The organism is Mesorhizobium sp. B2-4-2 (assembly GCF_006442845.1).
Lineage (GTDB): Bacteria > Pseudomonadota > Alphaproteobacteria > Rhizobiales > Rhizobiaceae > Mesorhizobium.
This window is the reverse complement of record NZ_VFVM01000003.1, coordinates 506,686-530,776: the sequence shown is the minus strand read 5'-3', so window position 1 is coordinate 530,776 and position 24,091 is coordinate 506,686. Positions and strand designations below refer to the sequence as shown.

The window sequence follows — 24,091 nt, the reverse complement described above, 5'->3', positions numbered from 1 at the left end:
GATAGTGTCACTGCGACTTGGCCTTCACGGCCGCGAACACGTCGTCGGTCTGCTTCTTGAAGGCTGTGAGGTCGACCTGGCTGCCGTTGAGCATCGTCGACCAGTGGCGAACGATCGCCGCCATCGCCACCGCTTCCTTGATCTCCTCGTCGGTCGCGCCGTTGAGCTTGGCGGCCTCGGTGTGGAAGTAGACGCAGTACTGGCAAGGAATCTGCGAGGCGACGGCAAGCCCGATGAGTTCCTTGGTCTTGCCGTCGAGTGCGGTCTTGGGGTTGAGCTGCATCGACTTTATCTCGGCCCAGGCACCGGCGACCGCCACGTCAGGCAAAGTCCTGAACATGTCCGGTACGGAGCCGAGCGTGGCCTCTATGTCCTTGTATGCTGCCGTCGCCGAGGCATCCTCGGCCCGCGCCGGAGCCAGGGCCAGCAAGGCGCCGACGCCGGCCGCGATGACGAGCAATCTGGTCTTGCGACTTGATTTCACCATTTCATCCTCCCTTCGCAGTACCGTCACGGCGATATCGCCTGGCCTGCATGGGAAGAATTGATAATCCCCGACGCCATCGGCCGCTTCGCCCGAAAGCGCCATGGCCTTTATGGCCCGTGCGGGCCAGGGTTCCGTGCCGAAAACGCGGCCGCCGCCGCCCGCGACGGCAGGTCGAGCTTGAGCAATATGTTGGCGACGTGACGCTTGACCGTATGCTCGCTGAGGTTGAGCTCGGCGGCGATCGCGGCATTGCTTTTGCCGTCGGCGATCAGGCTCACCACCTCGCTTTCGCGCGCCGTCAGCGCGGCCGGTTCGGCAGGCCTGGGCTTGGATCGGCAGGCGGGTTCCAGATGCTGCTCGGACGTCGCAAGAACAAACGCCAACGGCTCGTCCAACTCGTCGAGCGCAATGCGTCCGCCATCGATGAAGTGTAGGCCGGAGCCGGTCGCCAGGTCGGAAACCAGCCGCGACGCCAGGATCTCGCCGCGGCTGGCATGGGCCGCAAGTTGTATGGTCACGCGTGCAGTCAAGCCGACCGGCGGTCCGCGCATCTCGATCTCGCCGACATGCACGCCCTGTGCACTGGCCACACCGATCTCCTGCGCCGCTTCGCGCAATGCCGCCGCGCAGCGTATGGCGCGCGCCGGACCGTCGAAGCGCGAGATCATCAGCTCGCCATGCGTGCCTGCGACACGTCCGCCATGGCGCCCCACCAGCAATCGCCAGGTCTCCTGGAATCGCTGGCTGCGCTCGCTCCACATGCGATCGCCGAGGCGCGCCGTATCGTAGATACGCGTCACCAGCAATGCGGCGAGCACGCGCTCGCTGTCGGCCACGGCCGGCTCGCCGGTCAGGAATTCCTCGATCAGGTCGGCGACCCGGTCGACATCACCGGTCCACACCGGGTGGTCGCGCCCGGGGATTTCGACAAGCCGGGCGTTCGGGATTTTCCGGGCGAGAAAGCGGCTGGCATCGGGATCGACGCGCGCGTCGTTGCGGCGGTGGATCAGCAGCGTCGGCGCGCTGATCGCCGAGAGTATGCCGCGCACGTCTATGCCGGCATTCATGCGCGCCAGCGCCGCCGCCGCCGTTGGACTTGCCGACAGCCGCTCGAATCGCGACCACCAGGCGGCAAAGTGACTGTCTTCGACGCGGCCGGGCGCAAAATGCGGCAAGGTGGCGCCTGTGCCCCAGGCGGTTTCCGTCGTCGCGATGAATGCCTCCAGCCGTTCCGGCGGCATTACCCATCGGTGGAAATGGGCATAGCCGCCATAGAGCGCCAGGGCGCGCGTCCGCTCCGGATACGTGGCGGCGAACAGCATGGCCATCGGAGCGCCTTCCGAGGCGCCGAGCAGGGCCGCGCGGCCGCTGCCGGCCGCGTCCATCACCGCACGCACGTCGTCCATGCGCGTTTCGAGGCTGGGGAGATGGTTGGCATCGACGCGGTCGGACAGGCCGGTGCCGCGCTTGTCGAACAGGATCAGCCTTGAGAAGGCGGAAAGCCGTTTCAGCAGCCTGCTATAGCCTTCATCCTCCCAATGCAGGTCGAGATTGGAGATGAAGCCCGGCACGAAGACGAGATCGAACGCGCCTTGGCCGACCACCTGATAGGCGATCCGCACATCGCCGCTACGGGCGTATCGGGTCTCGATCGGCCTCACGAGTTGTTCCGCCCGGCCTGGCGATTTCGGATCGCTGACCATAGCAGAGCTGCGTCGCGTGCGGCAGCTTAAACTTTAGCGGAAGGAAATATAAGCGGACGCGAACCAATGGCTATTTTTGCTGGGCGGCTACGTCGCCTGGGGGAAGCTTGAGCCCGAGCTTCAGATCGGCCTCGGCGGGCGAGACCGGCCGCTTGATCCTGGTCGAGGCAGCCACGACGAGTTCATCGAAGCCGTCGCCGCCGCTGTCCAGCATCTCGAAGAACTGACGCCGCATCCTCGGCTCCCAGAATTTGTTGATATGCTCGGCCACCCCGGCCACGCCTTCTTCGCGCGGCCTGGAGTGGAAAAAGGCCGCGATCTGGTTGGCCATCCGCACCAGCTTCTCGCTGGTGCTCATGATGTGGTCTTCGTCATGCGACATGTTTGGCAACTCCGCGAACCACCCGGTCCGGATGGGTGAAAATATCGAAATCGTCGCCGCGAACCAAGGCCACCAGCGTCATGCCGGCCTGTTCGGCGGTGCGGACGGCGAGCGCGGTCGGCGCAGAGACGGCAATGATGAAGGGCGAGCCGATCGTCGCCGTCTTCTGCACCATCTCGACGGAGACGCGCGACGTCACCACCACCGCGCCGGTCGCGCCGTCGATGCCGGCCTTGGCCAATGCGCCGGCCAGCTTGTCCAGTGCGTTGTGACGGCCGACATCCTCGCGCGCAATGACGGTGCCCTTGCCGGGGATATAGAAGCCGGCGGCGTGCACCGCGCCCGTCTCGCTGTGCAGCGGCTGCATCTTGGCGAGAAGCTTGACGGAACGGACGATGTCGCCGGCATCAAGCGTAAGTTTAGACGCACCAACTGTATCGACCGAGCGCATCGCTTCCTCGATGGATTCGATGCCGCACAGCCCGCAGCCAACCGGTCCGGCGAGCCTGCGCCGCCGCGCCTCGAAGCGCGTGTTGGCCTGGTCCTTCAGTCGAATCTGGATGTCGATGCCGGCGCCGAGATCCTCGACCTCGATCGCCTCGATTTCGTCGGATGAAGCGATGATGCCTTCGGTCAGCGAGAAACCGAGCGCGAAATCCTTCAAATCGGCCGGGCTCGCCATCATCACCGCGTGCGTCGTGCCGGCAAAGGAGAACGCCACCGGCGTTTCTTCCGGCACCATGCGGCGGGCCGCTGCCGTGCCGCTGGCGCGGCGAGCGAGACGGGACATTTCGGTGATGGCGGGGCGTTTGCGAGTCACGAGACGCACCCCTCGCGCCTTTCTTCTCCCCCGTCGATCGGGGAAGAGGTATCGAGTGAAGCTCGACGCAATGGTGGTCGATCAACCATCAAGATTGAAGCTCTTATTGTCGAATGCCTCGTCCAAGTTCTACTCCGCCGCTTCCAGCGGGGCGATGCGGCGGCTGTTGCGCGCTTGCTCGTCATAGTCGCGTTGCCATTCCGATGGTCCGTTGGAGGCACCGACCTGCACCGCCGTCACCTTATATTCCGGACAGTTGGTCGCCCAGTCCGAAAAGTCCGTGGTGATGACGTTGGCCTGCGTGTCGGGATGGTGGAAGGTCGTATAGACCACGCCCGGTGACACCCTGTCGGTGATCTGCGCGCGCAGCGTCGTCTCGCCGGAGCGGCTGGTCAGCCGCACCCAGTCGCCGTCGCGCAAACCGCGGTTCTCGGCGTCGTGCGGATGGATCTCCAGCCGGTCCTCGGAGTGCCACATGATATTGTCGGTGCGCCGCGTTTGCGCGCCGACATTGTACTGCGACAGGATCCGGCCGGTGGTCAAAAGCAGCGGGAAGCGCGGCCCGGTTCGCTCGTCCGTCGCCACATATTCGGTGCGGATGAACTTGCCCTTGCCGCGCACAAAGCCGTCGACATGCATGACCGGGGTGCCGAGAGGGGCCTTCTCATTGCAGGGCCACTGCACCGATCCGAGGCGGTCGAGCAACTCGAAGGAGACGCCGGAGAAGCTCGGCGTCGTCTTGGCGATTTCGTCCATGATCTCGGACGGATGCGCATAGTTCCAGTCCAGCCCGACGGAACGGGCAAGCTCCTGCGTCGCTTCCCAATCGGCGTAACGCGCCTTCGGTTCCAGCACCTTGCGCACCATGTTGATGCGGCGCTCGGCATTGGTGAAGGTGCCGTCCTTCTCAAGGAAGGTCGAGCCCGGCAGGAACACATGCGCGTAGTTCGCCGTCTCGTTGAGGAAAAGGTCGTGCACGACCACGCATTCCATCGCGGCCAGTCCGGCGGCGACATGCTTGGTGTCGGGATCGGACTGCAGGATGTCCTCGCCCTGGATGTAGATGCCCTTGAAGGAGCCGTCGACGGCGGCATCCAGCATGTTGGGGATACGCAGGCCGGGTTCGTCGTCCAGCTTCACGCCCCACAGGCTTTCATAGATGTCGCGCACCGCGTCGCCCGAGACATGGCGATAGCCTGGCAGTTCGTGCGGGAAGGAGCCCATGTCGCACGAGCCCTGCACGTTGTTCTGGCCGCGCAGCGGGTTCACGCCGACGCCCGGGCGACCGATATTGCCGGTGGCCATAGCGAGATTGGCAATCGCCATCACCGTGGTCGAGCCCTGGCTGTGCTCGGTGACGCCGAGGCCGTAGTAGATCGCCCCGTTGCCGCCCTTGGCGTAGAGACGTGCCGCACCGCGGATCAGTTCGGGATCGACGCCGGACAGCTTGCCGACGGTTTCGGGGCTGTTCTCCGGCAGGGCGACGAAGGACGCCCAGTCCTGGAATTCCGTCCAGTCGCAGCGCTCGCGGACGAAGGCCTCGTCGAACAGGCCTTCGGTGACGATGACATGTGCGAGCGCCGTCAGCACGGCGACATTGGTGCCGGGCTTCAGCGGCAGGTGGTAGTCGGCTTCGATATGCGCCGACTTGACCATCTCGGTGCGGCGCGGGTCGAGCACGATCAGCTTGGCCCCCTGGCGCAGCCGCTTCTTCAGCCGCGAGGCGAACACCGGGTGTGCGGAAGCCGGATTGGCGCCGATGATGACGGCGACGTCGGTGAATTCGACGGAATCGAAATCCTGCGTGCCGGCCGAGGTGCCGTAGGTCTGGCCGAGCCCGTAGCCGGTCGGCGAATGGCAGACGCGCGCGCAGGTATCGACATTGTTGTTGCGGAAGCCCTGGCGCACCAGCTTCTGGACCAGATAGGTCTCCTCATTGGTGCAACGCGACGAGGTGATGCCGCCGATCGCCGTACGTCCGTACTGGTACTGGATGCGGCGGAACTCCTTGGCCGTGTGGGCGATCGCCTCCTCCCAACTCACTTCGCGCCAGGGATCGCTGACCTTCTCGCGGATCATCGGCGACAGGATGCGGTCCTTGTGAGTGGCATAGCCATAGGCGAAGCGGCCCTTCACGCAGGAATGGCCGTGATTGGCCTTGCCCTCCTTGTAGGGCATCATGCGGATGACCTCGTCGTCCTTCACTTCGGCCTTGAACGAGCAGCCGACGCCGCAATAGGCGCAGGTGGTGACGGCCGAGCGTTCCGGCAGGCCCTTGGCGAGCACTGTCTTCTCGCGCAGCGCATCGGTCGGGCAGGCCTGCACGCAGGCGCCGCAGGACACGCATTCGGAAGCGATGAAATCCTCGTGCATGCCGGCGACCATGCGCGATTCGAAGCCGCGGCCCTCGATCGTCAGCGCGAAGGTGCCCTGCACCTCTTCGCAGGCCCGCACGCAACGCGAACAGACGATGCATTGCGCCGGATCATAGGTGAAATACGGATTGGATTCGTCACGCGCGACGTAGTCGACGGCCAGCGAGCCGTGGCCGGGCGCGACGCCATCCTCCTTGACGTGATTGCGGCCTTCGACGCCGTAGCGGTTCTCGGTCAGGCCAACCGACTTCGCCACCGCGTCGAACTCACTGGCGCCGGTTCCGGCCTTCTCGTTCCAGCCCACCGGATGGTCGGAGACATAGAGCTCCATGACGCCGCGGCGAATGGCGTCGAGCCGTTCCGACCGCGTGCGCACCACCATGCCTTCGCCGACAGGCGTCGTGCAGGACGCCGGCGTGCCGCCGCGCCCTTCGATCTCGACCAGGCAAACGCGGCAGGAACCGAACGAGTCCAGCATGTCCGTGGCGCATAGCTTCGGGATCTCGACCCCGCTTTCCATCGCGGCGCGCATGATCGACGTGCCTTCCGGCACGCTGATGCTGCGGCCGTCGACGGTCAGCGTGATCCGCTTCTCAGCCTTCGATTGCGGAGTTCCGTAATCGATCTCTTCGATAAGCGTCGGGAAGTCGGCTTTGATGTTCATCTGCCAGCTCCTATTCAGCAGCCACGCGCGCCGGCGCGGGCTTGAAATCCTCGGGGAAATGCGTGATCGAGCTCATCACCGGGTAGGGCGTGAAGCCGCCCAGCGCGCAGAGCGATCCGAACTTCATCGTGTTGCAGAGATCGGTAACCAGGGCGAGGTTCTTCTCCGGCTCGATGCCGGCGGCGAGCCTGTCGATGGTCTCCACCCCGCGCGTCGAGCCGATGCGGCAGGGCGTGCACTTGCCGCAGCTTTCGATGGCGCAGAACTCCATGGCGAAGCGCGCCTGCTTCAGCATGTCGGCGGTGTCGTCGAATACGGTGATGCCGGCATGGCCGATCAGTCCATCGCGCTTGGCGAATTCCTCATAGTCGAACGGTGTGTCGAACAGCGCGCGCGGAAAATAGGCGCCGAGTGGACCGCCGACCTGCACCGCCTTCACTGGCCGGCCGGTGGCCGTGCCGCCGCCGATATCGTCGATGATTTCGCCGAGCGTCATGCCGAAAGCCGCCTCGAACAGGCCACCGCGCTTGACGTTGCCGGCGATCTGGATCGGGATCGTGCCGCGCGAGCGGCCCATGCCGAAATTCTTGTAGTAGGCGGCGCCCTTGTCCATGATGACAGGCACCGAAGCCAGCGAGATGACGTTGTTGATCACCGTCGGCTTGCCAAAAAGGCCCTGGATTGCCGGCAGCGGCGGCTTGGCGCGCACCACGCCGCGTTTGCCTTCCAGACTGTTCAGAAGCGAGGTCTCCTCGCCGCAGACATAGGCGCCGGCGCCGACGCGGATCTCCATGTCGAAGGCGTTGGGCGAACCGAGCACGTTGACGCCGAGCACCCCGGCCTTGCGGGCGACCTCGACGGCCTTGTTCATGACCGCCACCGCATGCGGATATTCCGAGCGGATGTAGACGAAGCCCTTGGTCGCGCCGGTGGCGATGCCGGCGATCGCCATGCCTTCGATCAGCACGAAGGGATCGCCCTCCATGATCATGCGGTCGGCGAAGGTGGCGCTGTCGCCCTCGTCGGCGTTGCAGACGATGTATTTGCGCTCGGATGTCGTATTGAGCACCGTCTTCCATTTGATGCCGGTCGGGAAGCCGGCGCCGCCGCGGCCGCGCAGCCCCGAGTCAGTGACCTGCTTGACGATGTCGGCCGGGGCCATGGCCACCGCGTTCTGCAGGCCCTTCAGTCCGCCAAGCGACTTATAGGCGTCGAGTGACAGCGGGTCGTTGATGCCGCAGCGCGCGAAGGTCAGACGGGTCTGCTTGGCCAGGAACGGGATCTTGTCCGGCGCGCCCAGCCAGCGCTTGTGGTGGCCGCCTGTGAGAAAGCCATTGTCGAACAGGCTCTTGACGTCGGACGGCTTCACCGGCCCGTAGGCGACGCGGCCGTTTGCTGTGGCGACCTCGACCATAGGCTCTAGGAAATAGGCGCCGCGCGACCCGTTGCGGACGATCTTGGCCTCAACGCCGCGCTCGGCGAGTTCAGCGCGAACTGCCTTGGCGACCCTTTCGGCACCGAGCGCCAGCGCGCCGGAGTCGCCGGGAATGTAGATGCGCGGGATCATGAGCGCACCTTTGCGACGATTTCTTCGATCTTCTCGTTGTCGAGCCGCCCGATCACCTCGCCATCGAGCATCGCCGAGGGCGAGCAGGCGCACAGCCCGAGGCAATAAACCGGCTCCAGGGTCACCGAACCGTCTTTCGCAGTCTCGTGGAAATCAATGCCGAGCAATTGCTTGATCCTGGCGGCGACCACGTCGGAACCCATCGACTGGCAAGCTTCGGCCTGGCAGAGCTTGAGCACATGCCGGCCTGCCGGGCGGGCGCGGAAATCGTGATAGAAGGTGACGACGCCGTGCACCTCTGCTCTGGAAAGGTTCAGTCCGTCGGCAATGACCGGGAGTGCTGCCTGCGGCACATGGCCGAACTCTTCCTGAATGTTATGGAGGATCGGCAGCAGCGGACCTTCGAGATCTTTCAGCTCCTGGATGATCGCGGCCGTGCGCGATGCGATCTCGGTACTTGCAGGCTGCATCGTCACGCAGCGCCCTCCCTGGTCGGTGGCTTTATCGCTAAGTCTTTACAAAATCAGGAGAAACCCCTGAAATCAATAAAGCTGATCCGTCGTTCGATAGAAATTTTCTATCGAGTTCCAGCACCTGTATTCCCTAACCTAGCGGTGGGCGCGGAAATCGTCTGCAAGCGCCATCGCCTCGTCCAGCAGCGCCGAAACCAGCGGCGTATGCGGTTCGCGCAACGCGGCCACCAGCCCGACCGTGTGGCTGGCGTCCGGCTCGACGATCGGGATAGCCCTGATAGGTTCGGAAAAGCCGAACGTTTCCGTGAGGTTGAGCGGCATGATCGAGGACCATTTGCCCGTGCGGATATGCGAGAACAACACGATCATCGAATTGGATTCCAGCGTCGGCCGGACCTCGACACCGGCCTCGGCCAGGTGCTGGTCGATGATGCGGCGGTTCTGCATGTCCGGGGTCAGCAGGCAGAGCGGCAGGTGGCTGATCTCGGCCCATGTCACCTTGTCGCGGTCGGAATAGGGGTTTCCGATGGCGGTGATCAGCTGATAGCGCTCATCGTAGAGTGGTACGCTGGTCACTCGTCCGAGCGGTTCGTTGTCGAGATAGGTGACGCCGGCGTCTATATCGAAATTGCCGAGCAGCGACAGCACTTCGATCGAGGTCCGGGACAGTACCGAGAAGGTGACGCCGGGGTGTTTTTCGCGGAATGGCGTCGTCAGCCGCGCCACCATGGCGAGCGCGGTGGGAATGGCGGCGATGCGGATACGTCCCGACAAGCCGTGCCGCGCCGCCCGCATCTCCTCGCGCATGGTTCTGGTATCGCCGACGATGCGGCGCGCCCACACCAGCACCTGCTTGCCCTCCGGGGTCAGGCCCTGGAAGCGCGAGCCGCGCAGGACCAGCATCACGCCCAGCTGACCCTCAAGTTGCTTGATGCCGGCCGACAAGGTGGGCTGGGTGACGCCGCACACTTCGGCAGCCCGCCCGAAATGCTCTTCCTTGGCCAGCGCGATGAAAAATTCCAGCTTGTCGATCATATCTGAAGCTAACCGCCGCCGCCGCACCGCGCCAGAGGGCTGCCGGCCACTGCGATGTCGATCGCCCCAAGCCGATGCTTGATCGCAGAAACCTATCGGTCGACGAGATTGAGGATGTTGCCGTCCGGATCCTTGAACCAGGCGACCTTCATGCCGTGACCGACATGGATGTCGCCTTCCAGGCTCAGGCCGGGCATCTCGTAGTGCTCGAACGCAACGCCCTTCGATTTCAGCCCGCTGACGACGGTGTCGATCTCATCGCCGACCGTCCACGTCACCGCCGTCGCCTTGTTGGTTCCGGCGAACTGAGAGCGATAGACATTGATCGTGGTGTCGCCGCTTTTGTACACGATCAGTTCGCCACCCTCGTCATGCACCTGTTTCAGGCCGAGCGTCCCCTCGTAGAAAGCCTTTGCCTTCGCCAGCTCTTTCACCGCGAGGTTGGCCGTCGCGTTGCTGTTTGCAAGCATGATCGTTTCTCCTTCGCTGCTTGTCGTCCCCGGCGCCTCCTTGGAAATAGGTCGCTCCGGTCGCTTGACGACCCCCGCTTTGCCGGCGGCCAGCCAATTGCGAGCGGTGCCTGCAATTGGCTGCATCCACATCTTTCAGCCGGCTTACTGTTCCCCATGGGCGCATGCGGCGCTATGTGGATGGAACTGGTGCGCCGGGAGGGACGAACATGCTGGGCTGGTTCCGCAAGCTGTTGCCGCGCGAAGATCGCTTCTTCGACCTGTTCGAGCGGCATTCCCGCACGGTGGTCGGCGGCGCGGAGGCCCTGCAGCAGCTCCTCCTAGGCAAGGACATCGAGCATTGGTGCGAAAAGATCGTCGATCTCGAGGACGAAGCCGACCATATCACCGCCGAAGTCCTGCTTGCCGTGCGGCGCTCATTCATCACGCCTTTCGACCGCGGCGATATCAAGGACCTGATCCAGTCGATGGATGACGCCATCGACATGATGCACAAGACCGTCAAGACGGTGCGGCTGTTCGAGAAGAGGGAATTCGATCCGCTGATGCAGGAAATGGGCGCCGTCATTGTCGATGCCGCCAGGCTCGTCGCGGAGGCGATCCCGCTGCTGGCCAAGGTCGGCGCCAACAGTGCGCGCCTGAACGAACTCGCCGAGGAAGTCATGCGTGCCGAAGGCCGAGCCGACGATCTGCATGAGCAGGGCCTGAAGGATCTCTTCAGGCGGCACGGCCGCAGCGATGCGATGGCCTATCTGATCGGCTCGGAGATCTATGGCCAATTGGAGAAGGTGGTCGACCGCTTCGAGGACGTCGCCAACGAGATCAGCGGCATCGTCATCGAGAACGTCTAGGCGATGGAAGTCGCGATCGCCTTTCCCCTGCTGGTCGGCCTTGTCGCCGTCGCGCTGTTCTTCGATTTCCTCAACGGCCTGCACGACGCCGCCAACTCGATCGCCACCATTGTCTCGACCCGGGTGCTGAGACCGCATTACGCGGTGTTCTGGGCGGCCTTCTTCAATTTCATCGCCTTCATGTTCTTTGGCCTCCATGTCGCCGAAACCGTGGGCAAGGGTATCATCGATGCAAGCATCGTCACCCCGGCGGTGATCTTCGCCGCCCTGGTCGGCGCCATCGTCTGGAACATCGTCACCTGGATCGCCGGCATCCCATCGAGCAGTTCGCATGCGTTGATCGGCGGATTGGTGGGGGCAGGCGTCGCAAAGGCCGGCACGGGTGCCATCGTCTGGGCGGGGCTCGGCAAGACGGTCGCCGCCATCGTCCTGTCGCCGGCGACGGGCTTTGTCCTGGCGCTTCTCCTGATCCTGGTGGTTTCCTGGCTGTTCGTGCGCCAGACGCCGTTTGCCGTCGACAGTACCTTCCGTGTCATGCAGTTCTTTTCCGCCTCCCTCTATTCGCTCGGTCATGGCGGCAACGATGCGCAAAAGACCATGGGCATCATCGCCGTGCTGCTCTATTCCCAAGGCATGCTCGGAACGGATTTCTACGTGCCGCTCTGGGTGGTCCTGACTTGCCAGTCGGCATTGGCGCTGGGCACGCTGTTCGGCGGTTGGCGCATCGTCCACACGATGGGCTCGAAGATCACCAGGCTCAACCCGATGCAGGGATTCTGCGCCGAGACCGGCGGCGCCATCACCCTCTTCGCCGCGACATGGCTCGGTGTTCCGGTTTCGACCACGCACACCATCACCGGCGCCATCATCGGCGTCGGCGCCGCCCGCCGTGTCTCGGCGGTGCGCTGGGGCATAGCCGGCAACATCGTCATCGCATGGGTCGTCACCTTGCCGGCGACGGCGGCGATTTCTGCACTGACCTATCTGGCGGTTCGCCTGGCAGGCTGATGTCGCGGCCTGGCGCTTGGAGCCGCCGGCGATCTGCACTATGTGAGCAGCAGCCGAACGCCAGGGAAGCAACAGCCATGTCCGTCACCAAGGAAACCGTCATCGAGCGCCTGAAAACGGTCAATGGCCCCGATTTCACCGGCAACATCGTCGACCTCGGCATGGTTTCCGAGATTTTCATCGCCGATTCGAAAGTGTTCTTCTCGATCACCGTTCCGGCCGCCAGGGCGCAGGAGATGGAGCCATTGCGCGCCGCGGCCGAGCGTGTCGTGAAAGCTATTCCTGGTGTCGCCGGCGCCGTCGTCGCCTTGACGGCGGAGAAGAAGGGCGGCGGCATGGAGGCGCCTGTCGCGGCGCGCCCGGCGCCACGTCCCGCCCCGCCCGTTGCCGCGCCGCGCCCGGCGCCCCATGCGCCTGCCTCGCACAGCCAGGGCAAGCGCGGCGTGCCCGGCATCGAGGCGATCATCGCGGTTGCGTCCGGCAAGGGCGGTGTCGGCAAGTCGACCACAGCCGTCAATCTGGCCCTCGGCCTCGCCGCCAACGGGCTGAAAGTGGGCGTGCTCGATGCCGACATCTATGGCCCGTCCATGCCAAGGCTGCTCAACATCCGCGGCCGGCCGCAGACCGTCGACGGCAAGATCCTGAAACCGATGCAGAATTACGGTCTCAAGGTGATGTCGATGGGCTTCCTCGTCGACGAGGAAACGCCGATGATCTGGCGCGGGCCGATGGTGATGTCGGCGCTGACGCAGATGCTGCGCGAAGTCGAATGGGGGCCACTCGACGTGCTCGTCGTCGATATGCCCCCTGGCACCGGTGACGCCCAGCTCACCATGGCCCAGCAGGTGCCGTTGGCCGGCGCGGTCATCGTCTCGACGCCGCAGGATCTGGCCCTGATCGATGCTCGCAAGGGCCTCAACATGTTCAGGAAAGTCGACGTGCCGCTGCTCGGCATCGTCGAGAACATGAGCTATTTCCTCGCCCCCGACACCGGCAAGCGCTACGACATCTTCGGCCATGGCGGCGCACGCCGTGAGGCCGAGCGCCTCGGCGTCACCTTCCTTGGCGAGGTGCCGCTGGAGATGGGCATTCGCGAAAGCTCGGATGAAGGTGCGCCGGTGGTGGCATCGAAGCCCGACAGTGCCGAAGCGAAGATCTATCGCGATATCGCTTCGAAGGTCTGGGACAGGGTCAACGAAGAGCGCGGCGCGGCCGCGGACGCCGTGCCGAGCATCGTCTTCGAGTAATGTCGTCCAGGGGCGCTAACGCTGGATAGACCAGCCTAAGCAGCCCCCACCTTCTCGCCGAAGCTCGAAAAGAACTGTCCCGCCAATTTCTTCGAGGTCGATTCGATCAGCCGACTGCCGAGCTGGGCGATCTTGCCGCCGACTTCGGCCTTGGCAGCGTATTTGAGCACCGTCGCGTCCGCCCCATCCTCGGTCAGCGTCACGTCGGCGCCGCCCTTGGCGAAGCCGGCGATGCCGCCCTTGCCTTCGCCCTGGATCGTGTAGGCATGCGGGGGATTGAGATTTCTCAGCGTCACCTCGCCGTTGAAGGTCGCCTTGATCGGGCCGATCTTCAGCACCACCGTCGCCGCCATCTCGGTCGGCGACTTCATTTCGAGGCTCTGGCAGCCGGGGATGCTTTCTCTCAGCACCGCCGGATCGTTCAGCGCTTCCCAAACTTTCTGGAGGGGTGCGGCGATGCGCTCCTCGCCCTCGATCACCAAAGCCATCAGAACCTCCCGGACGACCAATGTCGGATTGTTGGTAGCGTGCGGCCCGATTGATGTCTATCGCACCAAAGTCCGGATTCAGATCACGCGTGCCCCTTGCCTGCATCCGCGCGTTGTCATATCGATTTGTCATACAAATACGGAGACCATGATGGCTGGCGCCCCCACAGGAAAGAAAAAGTTTCGCTCGCAGGAGTGGTTCGACAACCCCGACAATCCGGGCATGACGGCACTTTATCTGGAGCGCTACCTGAATTACGGGCTGACGCGCGCCGAACTGATGTCGGGCAAGCCGCTGATCGGCATTGCCCAGACCGGTTCCGACCTGTCGCCTTGCAATCGCCACCACATCGAGCTCGCCAAACGCGTGCGCGAAGGCATCGTCTCGATGGGCGGCATTCCTTTCGAATTCCCGTGCCACCCGATCCAGGAGACCGGCAAGCGCCCGACCGCAGCTCTCGACCGCAACCTTGCCTATCTCAGCCTGGTAGAAGTGCTCTATGGCTATCCGCTTGACGGCGTCGTGCTCACCATCGGCTGCGACAAGACGACGCCGGCGCTGTTGATGGCGGCGGCGACCGTCAACATTCCGGCCATAGCGCTGTCGGTCGGTCCGATGCTTAACGGCTGGCACAAGGGCAAGCGCACCGGTTCGGGCACCATCGTCTGGGAATCGCGCCAGCGCCTGTCGGCCGGCGAGATCGGCTACGACGAGTTCATGGACATCGTCGCCTCCTCGGCGCCGTCCACCGGCTACTGCAACACCATGGGCACCGCCACCACCATGAACTCGCTGGCCGAGGCGCTCGGCATGCAGCTGCCGGGTTCGGCCGCGATTCCGGCTCCTTATCGCGAGCGCGGCCAGATCGCCTACGAGACGGGAAAACGCATCGTCGATATGGTGCACGAGGATTTGAAGCCCTCCGACATCATGACGCGCAAGGCGTTCGAGAACGCCATCGTCGTCAATTCGGCGATCGGCGGCTCCACCAACGCGCCGATCCATCTCAACGCCATCGCCCGCCATCTCGGCGTGCCGCTCGACAATGACGACTGGCAGAAGATCGGCCTCGACGTGCCGCTCATCGTCAATCTCCAGCCGACGGGCGAATATCTGGGCGAGGACTACCATCACGCGGGCGGCGTGCCGGCCGTGGTGGCGGAGCTCATGAAAGCCGGGCTGCTGCCGCATCCGGATGCTCTGACCGCCAACGGCAAGACAATGGGCGACAATTGCCGCGATGCCGTCAACGAGAACCGCGAGGTCATCCGCACTGTCGCCGAGCCGCTGAAGGCCAATGCCGGCTTCATCAATCTCAAGGGCAATCTGTTCGATTCGGCAATCATGAAGACCAGCGGCATCTCGCCCGAATTCCGCGAGCGCTATCTCTCCAACCCGAAGGACCCCGAGGCCTTCGAGGGCAATGCCATGGTCTTCGACGGTCCGGAGGATTACCACGCCCGCATCGACGACCCGGCGCAAGGGATCGACGAGCACACCATCCTGTTCATGCGCGGCGCCGGTCCGGTCGGCTATCCCGGCGGCGCCGAGGTCGTCAACATGCAGCCGCCGGCCTATCTCATCAAGAAGGGCATCCACGCGCTGGCCTGCATCGGCGACGGCCGCCAGTCCGGCACGTCAGGCTCGCCCTCCATCCTCAACGCCTCGCCGGAAGCCGCCATCGGCGGGGGGCTTGCGTTGCTCAAGACAGGCGACCGCGTTCGCATCGACCTGAAAAAGGGCACGGCCAACATTCTCGTCACCGATGACGAGATCACCCGCCGCCGCGCCGAGCTGCAGAACAATGGCGGCTACCATTATCCCGAGCACCAGACACCATGGCAGGAAATCCAGCGCGGTATGGTCGACCAGTTCTCGGGCGGCATGGTGCTGAAACCGGCGGTGAAATACCAGGACGTCGCTCATACGAAGGGCGTGCCCCGGGACAATCACTGATTATTCCCCGGACAATCATCGATCGTTTCAAGCGATAATTGACGGATAGCGATCGCCGATCGGCGGCCTGATCGGCCGCCGGTCGTCTTTCCGTTTCGCGGCCTGCCACAGGCCGGGGACATTGCGTCCTTGACAAGCCTGCCCAACAAATCCACCATCGCTGCAAGGGGTTCATCGCGACGACCCCGTGAGGCGTCAGCCCAACGTTCGCGTCCAGGCTTCTCTTTCAGGAGGTGGACGCCATGCCGTCAACAACCGCTGTCACCGTGCCGCAACTGATCCGTATGGTCGGTTTGCCGGGCGCGCCTGCAATCCTCGATATCCGTACCGAGGACGACTACAACGCCGATCCACGTTTGCTGCCGGCGTCGTACCGGCGCGATTTCAAAACCGTCCAGACTTGGGCAGCCGACTTCGCCGGTGGCCGCGTGGCGGTCGTCTGCCAGCAGGGAAAAAAGCTCTCGCAAGGCGTCGCCGCATGGTTGCGTCATGAAGGGATTGCCGCCGAATCGCTCGAAGGCGGCTTCGAAGCCTGGCGGGACGCCCACGGCCTTCTGGTCCGTGCCGACAGGATGCCGCCTCGTGACGACAAGGGCCGCACCGTCTGGGTGACGCGGGCCCGGCCCAAAGTCGATCGCATTGCCTGCCCCTGGCTGATCCGCCGTTTCGTCGATCCTCAAGCGGTCTTCCTGTTCGTCGACGCCGCGGAAGTGCCCGATGTCGCCGATCGTTTTCAGGCCGTGCCTTTCGACATCGACAATGCGTTCTGGAGCCATCGCGGCGAGCGCTGCACCTTCGACACGATGCTCGAGGAGTTCGGGCTCGAATCCGAAGCGCTCGACCGCCTCGCCGTGATCGTGCGCGCAGCCGACACGGCCAGCCTCGACCTGGTTCCGCAGGCGGCGGGATTTCTCGCCGCCTCGCTTGGCTTGTCGCGCATGTTTCGCGATGACCTGCAACAATTGGATGCCGGCATGCTGCTTTACGACGCGTTCTTCCGCTGGTGCCGCGATGCCACCGACGAAACGCACAATTGGCCGGCCGGGGCGAAGGCGTCATGAGCTCCCTCCTTTCCGAGGAAAGTGCTGACCTCATCGAGGCGCCTGCGGTCCCGAGCTTCCGCGAGGCCACGAAACTCTGGGCGAAGATCGGGTTGCTCAGTTTCGGCGGACCGGCTGGGCAGATCGCGCTCATGCACAGGGAATTGGTCGAGGAAAAGCGCTGGATCGGCGAGCAGCGTTTCCTGCATGCGCTGAACTACTGCATGCTGCTGCCTGGCCCCGAGGCCCAGCAACTCGCCATCTACATCGGCTGGCTGCTGCACAAGACGATCGGCGGTCTTGTCGCCGGCATCCTCTTCGTCGTGCCCGGGGCGGTCGTCATGCTGACCTTGAGCATCCTCTATGCGCTCTATGGCGATGCGCCGCTGGTCGACTCGCTGTTTTTCGGGGTGAAGGCGGCGGTGCTGGCGATCGTGGTCGAGGCCGTGATCCGCATCGGCCGGCGCGCCTTGAAGAACCGGGTTATGGCGGCGATCGCGCTTTGCGCCTTTGTCGGCATCTACGTGCTCAACGTCCCCTTTCCGCTCCTCGTCCTGTTTGCAGGACTGGTGGGATGGGTCGGAAACGGCATCGCGCCGGCCCTGTTTTCTGGCGCCGCGCATGGCAAGGACGAAGCTCCCGACGCCACGGGCGCGGTCGATCTGATGTTCGAGCGCGGCGAACTGGCCCACACCAGGCCGACGCGATGGCACGCGCCGCGCACCATCGCGATCTGGCTGCCGATCTGGCTTGGACCGGTTGTGCTGATCTGGGCGTTCACATCGGCAAACAGCGTCTGGACGCAGATCGGCGGCTTCTTCAGCCTCATGGCGGTCGTCACTTTCGGCGGCGCCTATGCCGTTCTGGCCTATGTCGCGCAAGCGGCCGTCGGTTCTCTTGGCTGGCTTGCGCCAGGCGAAATGGTCGATGGCCTGGGCCTTGCCGAAACCACGCCAGGACCGCTCATCCTGGTCCTGCAGTTCGTCGGCTTCCTTGCAGGCTTGCGCCATTCCGGATCGCCATATCCGTTGTTTGCCGGATCGCTTGGAGCGCTGCTTACGCTGTGGGTTACCTTCACGCCGTGCTTCTTCTGGATATTCCTCGGCGCGCCCTACATCGAGGCGCTGCGCGGCAACAAGGCATTGTCGGCGGCATTGGGCGCGATCACCGCGGCGGTCGTCGGCGTCATCATGAATCTGGCCCTGTGGTTCGCCTTGCACGTCATCTTCCGCGACGTGCGCGCGACGGGGCTCGGAATGGAGATGCCGGTGCTGTCCTCGATCGACTGGCGTGCCGCGCTGCTGTCCTGCGCTACCATGATCGCCATCCTCAAGCTGAAAATCGGCATGCTGCCGACGCTTGCCGGATCGGCCCTGGCGGGTGTCTTATTGCTTGCGGCGAGTGGGTAGCTTCGGCACGGAGGAGACCATGGAAACGGTCAACGTTCGCTATATCGTCAATGACGTCGACAGGGCGATCGCCTTCTACCGCGACCATCTCGGCTTCACGGTCGCCATGCACCCGGCGCCGTCCTTCGCCATGCTTTCCAGGGGCAACCTGCGGCTTCTGCTCAATGCCGCTGGCGGCCCTGGTGGGGCGTCGCAGCCGATGCCCGACGGCAGCGTGCCCGAACCCGGCGGCTGGAACCGCATTCAGATCGAGGTGGAGGATCTCGAAGGCGTGGTTTACAAGCTGAAAACTGCCGGCCAGGCTTTCAGGAACGAAATCGTCAAGGGCATGGGCGGCAGCCAGATATTGCTGCGGGACCCATCCGGCAATCTGGTGGAACTGTTCGAATCGGGGCGCAGATAATGCGTCCCTGTCACGAATAGCCAGCTGACATGGGCAGAAACCACCTGCACGGCATTTGCATTCCGTTGCCAGGCCACTCAATTTGCTGGGAAACAGATTGGACCATGATGGCCAAACGACGCTCTTCCCTCGGTTTCCTCGGCATGTTCGGCCGTTCAAGCGACCTCAGGCAGCTCGATGCCGCATTGCGCGGAGCCGACTTGCATCCCGCCCTTGTGCCGGAGGGCGTAAAGCTCACCATCGTCAACCTGATGAAGGATCACTGGCCCGACGAGCCGCCGCCGCAGGCTTATGCGCAAGTGGCGTGTTTGTTCAGCTATTGTATTGCTGGGCCTGAGGCATTCGAGCGCTCTCATGGCGCGCAGCCGCGGCAGGACGTGGAGCGTCGGATAGAGGCCGCGGTCGATGCCGGAGACAGTTTCGACGCCCAGATCGTGCTGATGGCGGTACACGCCAAGCTGGTCAATACCGAGGTCGTCGAACATTATGGGTTGAGCGCGGATTAACCTATTTTCAAAGGGGGGCGTTCTCAGCCGCCCATGCCGTTGCGCGGCAGCTTGATCATGTCGCCGAAGCGGGCGCGCAGCCTGTCGTCGAGCGGCTTCGGCACATGGCGCGGGAAGCGTTCGGCGAGGATGCGCTTCTTCTCGACGATCGCCCGCTGCAATATGTCGGGTCGGCCCTTCTCGTTCCATTCCTTCGGCGAAAACCGGTCGCCGACGGCGGGGTAGAAATATTCGGTCTGCATCAGCTTCAGCGTCTGCTCGTTGCCGAGATAGTGGCCCGGGCCTTTCAGGCAGACATCAGCAATGGTGTCGATCGACAGCGCGTCGTCCGTCACCTCGATGCCGCGCACGCAGCGCAGGCAATGGCCCAGCATGTCGTTGTCGATGATCAGGCTTTCCAGGCAGAAGCCGAGCAGGGACGCATGCATGCCGGCCGATTCGTAGACCAGGTTGAGGCCGGAAAGGCCGGCCATCACATTGGTAATGCCTTTTTCATAGCCGGACTGGATGTCGGGCAGTTTCGAATCCGTCATGCCTGCGGCCGAACCGCCTGGCAGGTCGTAGAACTGCGCCATCTGCGCGCAGGCCGCGGTCAGCACCGCCTGTTCGGCCGAGCCGCCGGACATGGCGCCGGTGCGCAGATCCGACACGAACGGCCAGGTACCGAAGATCGCCGGATGGCCCGGCTTGATGGTGTTGACATAGACAAGGCCGGCCAGCACTTCGGCCACGGCTTGCACCACCGCACCCGCGATCGCCGCCGGAGCGGTGGCCCCGGCCTGTCCGGCCGAAAGCAGCAGGATCGGGATGCCGCCTTCGACGCAGGCCTCGAGCACGCCGCAGGCGTCCTCGGCGAATTTCATCGGCGGCACGACGAAACAGTTGGAGTTCGACACGAACGGCCGGGCCCGGAAATTCTCCTCGCCACCGGCGATCGCGTAGAGCATTTCGAGCGCCGGTTGCACGTTCTCCCGCACCGTGAAGGACGTGCCGACATGCTTGGACGTGCCCATCACGCAGGCATAGAGCGTGTTGAAGTCCATTTCGAGCGGATCGGGAATGTCGCGCGGCACCATGGGCCGCTGGAAGAAATGGATGTTGTCGAGCCCGTCGACGATGCGCGCGGCATCATAGATGTCCTGCAGCAAGGATTCGCGATACTCGCGCTTCTCGACGTCGACAAGATGCACGGCAGCACCCGCCGTGCCGTAATGCACGCGCTTGCCCTGGATCACCATGTCGTGCTTCGGGTCCTGGCCGTGCAGCGTGAAATGCCGCGCCGCCCGCTTGATCGTGTCGAGCACCAGTGCGCGCGGGAAACGGATACGGCCGTCGTCGCCATGGCTGGCGCCGGCCTTGGTCAGCGCCTCGATGCAGGACGGGATTGCGTTGGCGAAGCCGACCGTCTCCAGCAGGGTCAGCACCGCTTCGTGGATGCGCTCGCAATCAGTGCCGCGCAGGGGGCCATAGCTCCCCCCCTCAAGGCCGGCGCGAACCGGCCTGATGTCGTCGGCGAGCGGCGCCGCCCGCATGGCGCGACGCGCTTCGCGTCCGCCGGAGCGGCGCGAACGCTGGTCGGCCGCTTCCTGCTTTTCGACAGCCACTGACATGGAAGCACTCCACCTTTTCTCGGAAGCAGGGCGGCGGTTGGTCCACCATCGGCTGCTTCGTCCCCTTTAGGCCTCGACTATGCCGCCGGCATTGGCACAGCCTATGAGCCAGCCGGTCCGGTTGCATATGCCAGTGCTAAAGAAGCAGGAGCCGCTGTTGCGCGGCTCCCGGGAGGTGGTCAGGCCCAGGTGATCAGGCGGCGGCCGGCCTGCGGCCCGCGGCGGTTGCAAGTTCGCGGATACCGGGCTCGATATGCTGCAGCGCGATCGAGGAGATGCCCAAGCGCATGAAACGCGAAGGCTTTTCGGTGCGGTCGAAGAAGCGGTCGCCCGGCTCGATGATGACGCTGCGCGAGGCGGCGGCCTCGGCCAGTCCGCGGGAATCGGTGCCGCGCGGTCCCTCCAGCCACAGCGACGTGCCGCCGGCCGAGTCGGTCGAACGCCACTCGGGCAGGAAAGCGGAAATCGCATGGACCAGGCGCTTGCGCCGCTCGTCGAAGGCGCTCGACAGCCGCCGCACCAGCGCTTCGTGGTGGCCGAGCGACAGGAACAGCGCGACCGCGCGCTGGTTGTTGGCCGGCGGATGGCGCAGCATGAAGCGGCGCAGCGCCCTGAGTTCGGCGATTAGTCCAGCCGAGGCCACGATGTAGCCAAGCCGCAGGCCCGGAGCCAGCGTCTTCGACATCGAGCCGACATAGATGACGCGGCCCGAGCGGTCGAGGCTCTTCAAGGCCTGCTGCGGCGCCTCGTCGAGAAGCTGGCTGTCATAGCCGTCCTCGATGATGATCTGGTTGTAGCGGTTGGCGCGCGCCAGAAGGTCCTGCCGGCGTTCCGCCGACAGCGGCACCATGGTCGGGCAATGATGGCTGGGCGTGACGAAGACAAAGCCGGAATCGTTGGGAATCGAAGAGGTTACGATGCCGGACTGGTCGACCGGCACCGGCTGGATGTCGGCGCCGGCGAGCCGGAAGATCGAGCGTGCGTCGGGGTAGCCCGGATCCTCCATCGCCACCTTCGAGCCCTTGGTCATCAAAAGCGTCGCCAGCATGTAGAGCGCGTTCTGGGCGCCCAGCGTGACGATGATCTCGTCGGGGTTGGCGAAGATGCCGCGCCTGGGCAGCAGCCGCGCCTGGATCTGCTCGATCAGCAGCGGATCGTCGCGATCGACCATGTCGGAGGCCCAGTTGCGGATCTCCAGCACGGCAAGCGCCATGCGGTTGCACTCGCGCCACTCGGCGGTCGGGAACAGCGCCGGATCGAACTGGCCATAGACGAAGGGGTAGGACGACTTGATCCAGTTCTCGTGCTTGGCTGGCGGCGGCATGTCGCTGGCCGCGATCTGCCGGCGTGCCTTCCAGTCGATCTCGTTGGCCTGGTCGGGCGCCTTCTGGTGCGGCTTGGCCGGCGTCGCCAAAACGTCGGGATTGACGAAATGGCCGCGCCGCTCGCGCGCCACCAGGAAGCCCTGGTCGACCAGTTGCTGGAAGGCCAGCACCACGGTTCCGCGCGCCACGCCGAGTTTTTCGGCCAATATCCGGCATGACGGAAGCGGCATCGAAGCGGCGATCTGGCGGTCGAGAATAGCGGCCACGATCGCCTGGCGGATCTGTGCCTGCAAAGTCTGGCCGGATTCGGCCGAAATCCGGAACAGGCCGGACCATATGGCCGTGTCGTTGCGCTGTGGCATGGGAAATGTTCCTCGATGGCCAGCTTTTTTCGTTTGGCTGGACCAGTCGAATGTAACGGTGGCACAAGGGGTTGCGCCAATCAATTTTTCTGATCTTTGGGATTTATGCCAGTGATCTTTCGGCCTTCGCATCCCGTGTAACGCAGTGCGTCATCGCCGCGTATTGACCGGACGGAATTCGGCTCAATAGTTTGGCGCGACGACACGCGCCGGAAACATCCGGTCTGCTAAGATAATTTAACAGTCCCAGGAGCCCGCCGGTGGATCAGTCAGCCTTCCAAAAACAGCTTGCCGCCTTGCGCGACCATCGCGCCGCGGCAGCCGGCGAGATGCGCCAGGCCTTCGCCGCCGATCCGCAGCGGTTCAAGACGTTCTCCGCCAGCGACGGCGACCTGTTGCTCGACTGGTCGAAATGCGCCGTCGATGCGCGCACGATGGACCTGCTGGAGAATCTGGCTGACGCCGCCGATCTCGAAGGCCGCCGCGCCGCCATGTTCGCCGGCAAGAAGATCAACGTTACAGAGGGCCGCGCTGTTCTGCACACCGCCCTGCGCAACCTGACCGGCAAGGGCATCGTGCTCGACGGGCAGGATGTGAAGGCGGAGGTCATCGCCGTATTGGACGCGATGGGCGCCTTCGCCGACGCGGTGCGTTCCGGCAAGGCGACAGGCGCCACCGGCAAGAAGATCACCGACATCGTCAATATCGGCATCGGCGGCTCCGATCTCGGCCCGGCCATGGCGACGTTGGCGCTGGCGCCCTATCATGACGGTCCGCGCGCGCACTATGTCTCCAACATCGACGGCGCCCATATCCACGACACGCTGAAGGGTCTTTCCGCCGAGAGCACGCTTTTTATCGTCGCCTCCAAGACCTTCACCACGGTCGAAACGATGACCAATGCGCAGACGGCGCGCGACTGGGTCCAAAAGGCGCTCGGCAAGGAAGCGATCGGCAAGCACTTCGCCGCTGTCTCGACGGCACTCGACCTGGTGGCGAAGTTCGGCATCGAGCCGGACCGCGTCTTCGGCTTCTGGGATTGGGTCGGCGGCCGCTATTCTGTGTGGGGCGCCATCGGCTTTCCCGTGATGATCGCCATTGGTCCACGCGATTTCCGCGCCTTCCTCGATGGCGCGCACGAAATGGACGAACACTTCCGCACAGCGCCGCTGGCCAAAAACCTGCCGGTGCTGCTTGGCCTTGTCGGCTGGTGGCATCGCGTCGTTTGCAAATACCCGGCCCGCGCGGTCATCCCCTATGACCAGCGCCTGTCCAGGCTGCCGGCCTATCTCCAGCAGCTCGACATGGAATCGAACGGCAAGAGCGTCACCCTGGACGGCGGCCCCGTGGCGACGCCGACCGGGCCGCTGGTCTGGGGCGAGCCCGGCACCAATGGCCAGCACGCCTTCTTCCAGCTCCTGCACCAGGGAACCGATTTCATTCCGGTCGAATTCCTCGCCGCGGCGAACGGCCACGAGCCGGAGCTGAAGCACCATCACGACCTGCTGCTCGCCAACTGCCTGGCGCAGTCGGAAGCCTTCATGAGGGGCCGCACGCTGGAGGAAGCGCGCGCGCAGATGCTGTCCAAGGGCATGAAGCCGGCCGATGTCGATCGCATTGCCCCGCACCGCGTCTTCTCCGGCAACCGGCCCTCGGTGACCATTCTTTATCGCAAGCTCGACCCGCGCACGCTCGGCCGCCTGATCGCTCTCTACGAACACCGCGTCTTCGTCGAGGGAACGCTGTTCGACATCAACTCCTTCGACCAGTGGGGCGTCGAGCTCGGCAAGGAACTGGCCACCGGCCTTCTGCCAGTCGTGGAAGGCAAGGAAAGTGCCGCAAAGCGGGATGCCTCGACCGCCGGCCTGGTGGAACACATCCACCAATTGCGTGGTTCGGAGTGACTGAG

At 64.3% G+C, this 24,091-nt stretch carries 21 protein-coding genes; 9 read left to right on the top strand and 12 right to left on the bottom strand.

Annotation, left to right across the window (positions count from 1 at the left end; all coding sequences use genetic code 11):
- Nucleotides 1-7: 7 nt before the first annotated feature.
- From FJ942_RS09475 to FJ942_RS09430, 9 genes are all read right to left on the bottom strand, one after another.
- Nucleotides 8-487 carry a carboxymuconolactone decarboxylase family protein gene (locus FJ942_RS09475; RefSeq protein ID WP_140580500.1) on the bottom strand — a complete coding sequence of 160 codons (480 nt, stop codon included), beginning with the start codon at nt 485-487 and terminating at the stop codon, nt 8-10.
- Between the two features lie 107 nt (nt 488-594).
- Nucleotides 595-2,148, bottom strand: coding sequence for an alpha/beta fold hydrolase (locus FJ942_RS09470; protein ID WP_140497048.1), 1,554 nt, complete (start codon nt 2,146-2,148; stop codon nt 595-597).
- Nucleotides 2,149-2,260: 112 nt separating this feature from the next.
- A complete protein-coding gene (locus FJ942_RS09465; RefSeq protein WP_140649433.1) occupies nt 2,261-2,572 on the bottom strand; it encodes a formate dehydrogenase subunit delta in 312 nt (103 codons plus the stop codon).
- The gene (gene fdhD, locus FJ942_RS09460) at nt 2,562-3,392 is read right to left on the bottom strand and encodes a formate dehydrogenase accessory sulfurtransferase FdhD (protein WP_140649431.1); all 831 of its coding nucleotides are present in this window, start codon (nt 3,390-3,392) and stop codon (nt 2,562-2,564) included. Before fdhD ends, FJ942_RS09465 begins: the two co-directional genes overlap by 11 nt.
- A gap of 129 nt (nt 3,393-3,521) precedes the next feature.
- Nucleotides 3,522-6,431, bottom strand: a complete 2,910-nt coding sequence (gene fdhF / locus FJ942_RS09450; protein ID WP_140649429.1) for a formate dehydrogenase subunit alpha — start codon at nt 6,429-6,431, stop codon at nt 3,522-3,524.
- 10 nt (nt 6,432-6,441) lie between these two features.
- Nucleotides 6,442-7,998: an NADH-quinone oxidoreductase subunit NuoF gene (locus FJ942_RS09445; protein ID WP_140497040.1), complete on the bottom strand. Its 1,557-nt coding sequence runs from the start codon at nt 7,996-7,998 to the stop codon at nt 6,442-6,444.
- Nucleotides 7,995-8,474: a formate dehydrogenase subunit gamma gene (locus FJ942_RS09440; protein ID WP_140497038.1), complete on the bottom strand. Its 480-nt coding sequence runs from the start codon at nt 8,472-8,474 to the stop codon at nt 7,995-7,997. The genes FJ942_RS09445 and FJ942_RS09440 overlap by 4 nt, the downstream gene beginning before the upstream one ends.
- Nucleotides 8,475-8,606: 132 nt before the next feature.
- A complete protein-coding gene (locus FJ942_RS09435; RefSeq protein WP_140497036.1) occupies nt 8,607-9,506 on the bottom strand; it encodes a LysR family transcriptional regulator in 900 nt (299 codons plus the stop codon).
- Nucleotides 9,507-9,598: 92 nt separating this feature from the next.
- Nucleotides 9,599-9,976: a VOC family protein gene (locus FJ942_RS09430; RefSeq protein WP_140497034.1), complete on the bottom strand. Its 378-nt coding sequence runs from the start codon at nt 9,974-9,976 to the stop codon at nt 9,599-9,601.
- A 209-nt stretch (nt 9,977-10,185) separates the two neighbouring features.
- Between FJ942_RS09430 and FJ942_RS09425 the strand changes: the two genes are divergently transcribed.
- From FJ942_RS09425 to FJ942_RS09415, 3 genes are all read left to right on the top strand, one after another.
- Entirely contained in the window at nt 10,186-10,827 is a 642-nt protein-coding gene (locus FJ942_RS09425; protein WP_140497032.1) for a DUF47 domain-containing protein, read from the top strand.
- Between the two features lie 3 nt (nt 10,828-10,830).
- Nucleotides 10,831-11,835 carry an inorganic phosphate transporter gene (locus tag FJ942_RS09420; RefSeq protein ID WP_140497030.1) on the top strand — a complete coding sequence of 335 codons (1,005 nt, stop codon included), beginning with the start codon at nt 10,831-10,833 and terminating at the stop codon, nt 11,833-11,835.
- Between the two features lie 77 nt (nt 11,836-11,912).
- Entirely contained in the window at nt 11,913-13,082 is a 1,170-nt protein-coding gene (locus FJ942_RS09415) for an Mrp/NBP35 family ATP-binding protein (RefSeq protein ID WP_140497028.1), read from the top strand.
- A 35-nt stretch (nt 13,083-13,117) separates the two neighbouring features.
- Here the strand turns inward: FJ942_RS09415 and FJ942_RS09410 are convergent, their stop codons facing one another.
- Nucleotides 13,118-13,570 (bottom strand): carbon monoxide dehydrogenase subunit G, encoded by a 453-nt coding sequence (locus tag FJ942_RS09410; RefSeq protein ID WP_140497026.1) that lies wholly within the window; start codon nt 13,568-13,570, stop codon nt 13,118-13,120.
- A 151-nt stretch (nt 13,571-13,721) separates the two neighbouring features.
- On the opposite strand from FJ942_RS09410, the gene FJ942_RS09405 reads away from it, so the two are divergent.
- The 5 genes from FJ942_RS09405 (at nt 13,722) to FJ942_RS09385 (ending at nt 18,885) form a co-directional block, all read left to right on the top strand.
- Nucleotides 13,722-15,527: an IlvD/Edd family dehydratase gene (locus FJ942_RS09405; RefSeq protein ID WP_140497024.1), complete on the top strand. Its 1,806-nt coding sequence runs from the start codon at nt 13,722-13,724 to the stop codon at nt 15,525-15,527.
- A gap of 242 nt (nt 15,528-15,769) precedes the next feature.
- Complete coding sequence (locus tag FJ942_RS09400) at nt 15,770-16,588, top strand: sulfurtransferase/chromate resistance protein (protein WP_140497022.1); 819 nt, start codon at nt 15,770-15,772, stop codon at nt 16,586-16,588.
- Nucleotides 16,585-17,976: a chromate efflux transporter gene (gene chrA / locus FJ942_RS09395; RefSeq protein ID WP_140497020.1), complete on the top strand. Its 1,392-nt coding sequence runs from the start codon at nt 16,585-16,587 to the stop codon at nt 17,974-17,976. The genes FJ942_RS09400 and chrA overlap by 4 nt, the downstream gene beginning before the upstream one ends.
- Before the next feature lie 19 nt (nt 17,977-17,995).
- The gene (locus FJ942_RS09390; protein ID WP_140556807.1) at nt 17,996-18,379 is read left to right on the top strand and encodes a VOC family protein; all 384 of its coding nucleotides are present in this window, start codon (nt 17,996-17,998) and stop codon (nt 18,377-18,379) included.
- Between the two features lie 107 nt (nt 18,380-18,486).
- Nucleotides 18,487-18,885 carry a hypothetical protein gene (locus FJ942_RS09385; RefSeq protein WP_140897541.1) on the top strand — a complete coding sequence of 133 codons (399 nt, stop codon included), beginning with the start codon at nt 18,487-18,489 and terminating at the stop codon, nt 18,883-18,885.
- Between the two features lie 23 nt (nt 18,886-18,908).
- On the opposite strand, the gene FJ942_RS09380 is transcribed toward FJ942_RS09385, so the two are convergent.
- Together FJ942_RS09380 and FJ942_RS09375 are read right to left on the bottom strand one after the other, a co-directional pair.
- Nucleotides 18,909-20,495 (bottom strand): trimethylamine methyltransferase family protein, encoded by a 1,587-nt coding sequence (locus tag FJ942_RS09380; protein ID WP_140497016.1) that lies wholly within the window; start codon nt 20,493-20,495, stop codon nt 18,909-18,911.
- Between the two features lie 193 nt (nt 20,496-20,688).
- Nucleotides 20,689-22,182 (bottom strand): PLP-dependent aminotransferase family protein, encoded by a 1,494-nt coding sequence (locus tag FJ942_RS09375; RefSeq protein ID WP_140497014.1) that lies wholly within the window; start codon nt 22,180-22,182, stop codon nt 20,689-20,691.
- 260 nt (nt 22,183-22,442) lie between these two features.
- On the opposite strand from FJ942_RS09375, the gene pgi reads away from it, so the two are divergent.
- Nucleotides 22,443-24,086 (top strand): glucose-6-phosphate isomerase, encoded by a 1,644-nt coding sequence (pgi, locus tag FJ942_RS09370; protein ID WP_140897539.1) that lies wholly within the window; start codon nt 22,443-22,445, stop codon nt 24,084-24,086.
- Nucleotides 24,087-24,091: the final 5 nt, after the last annotated feature.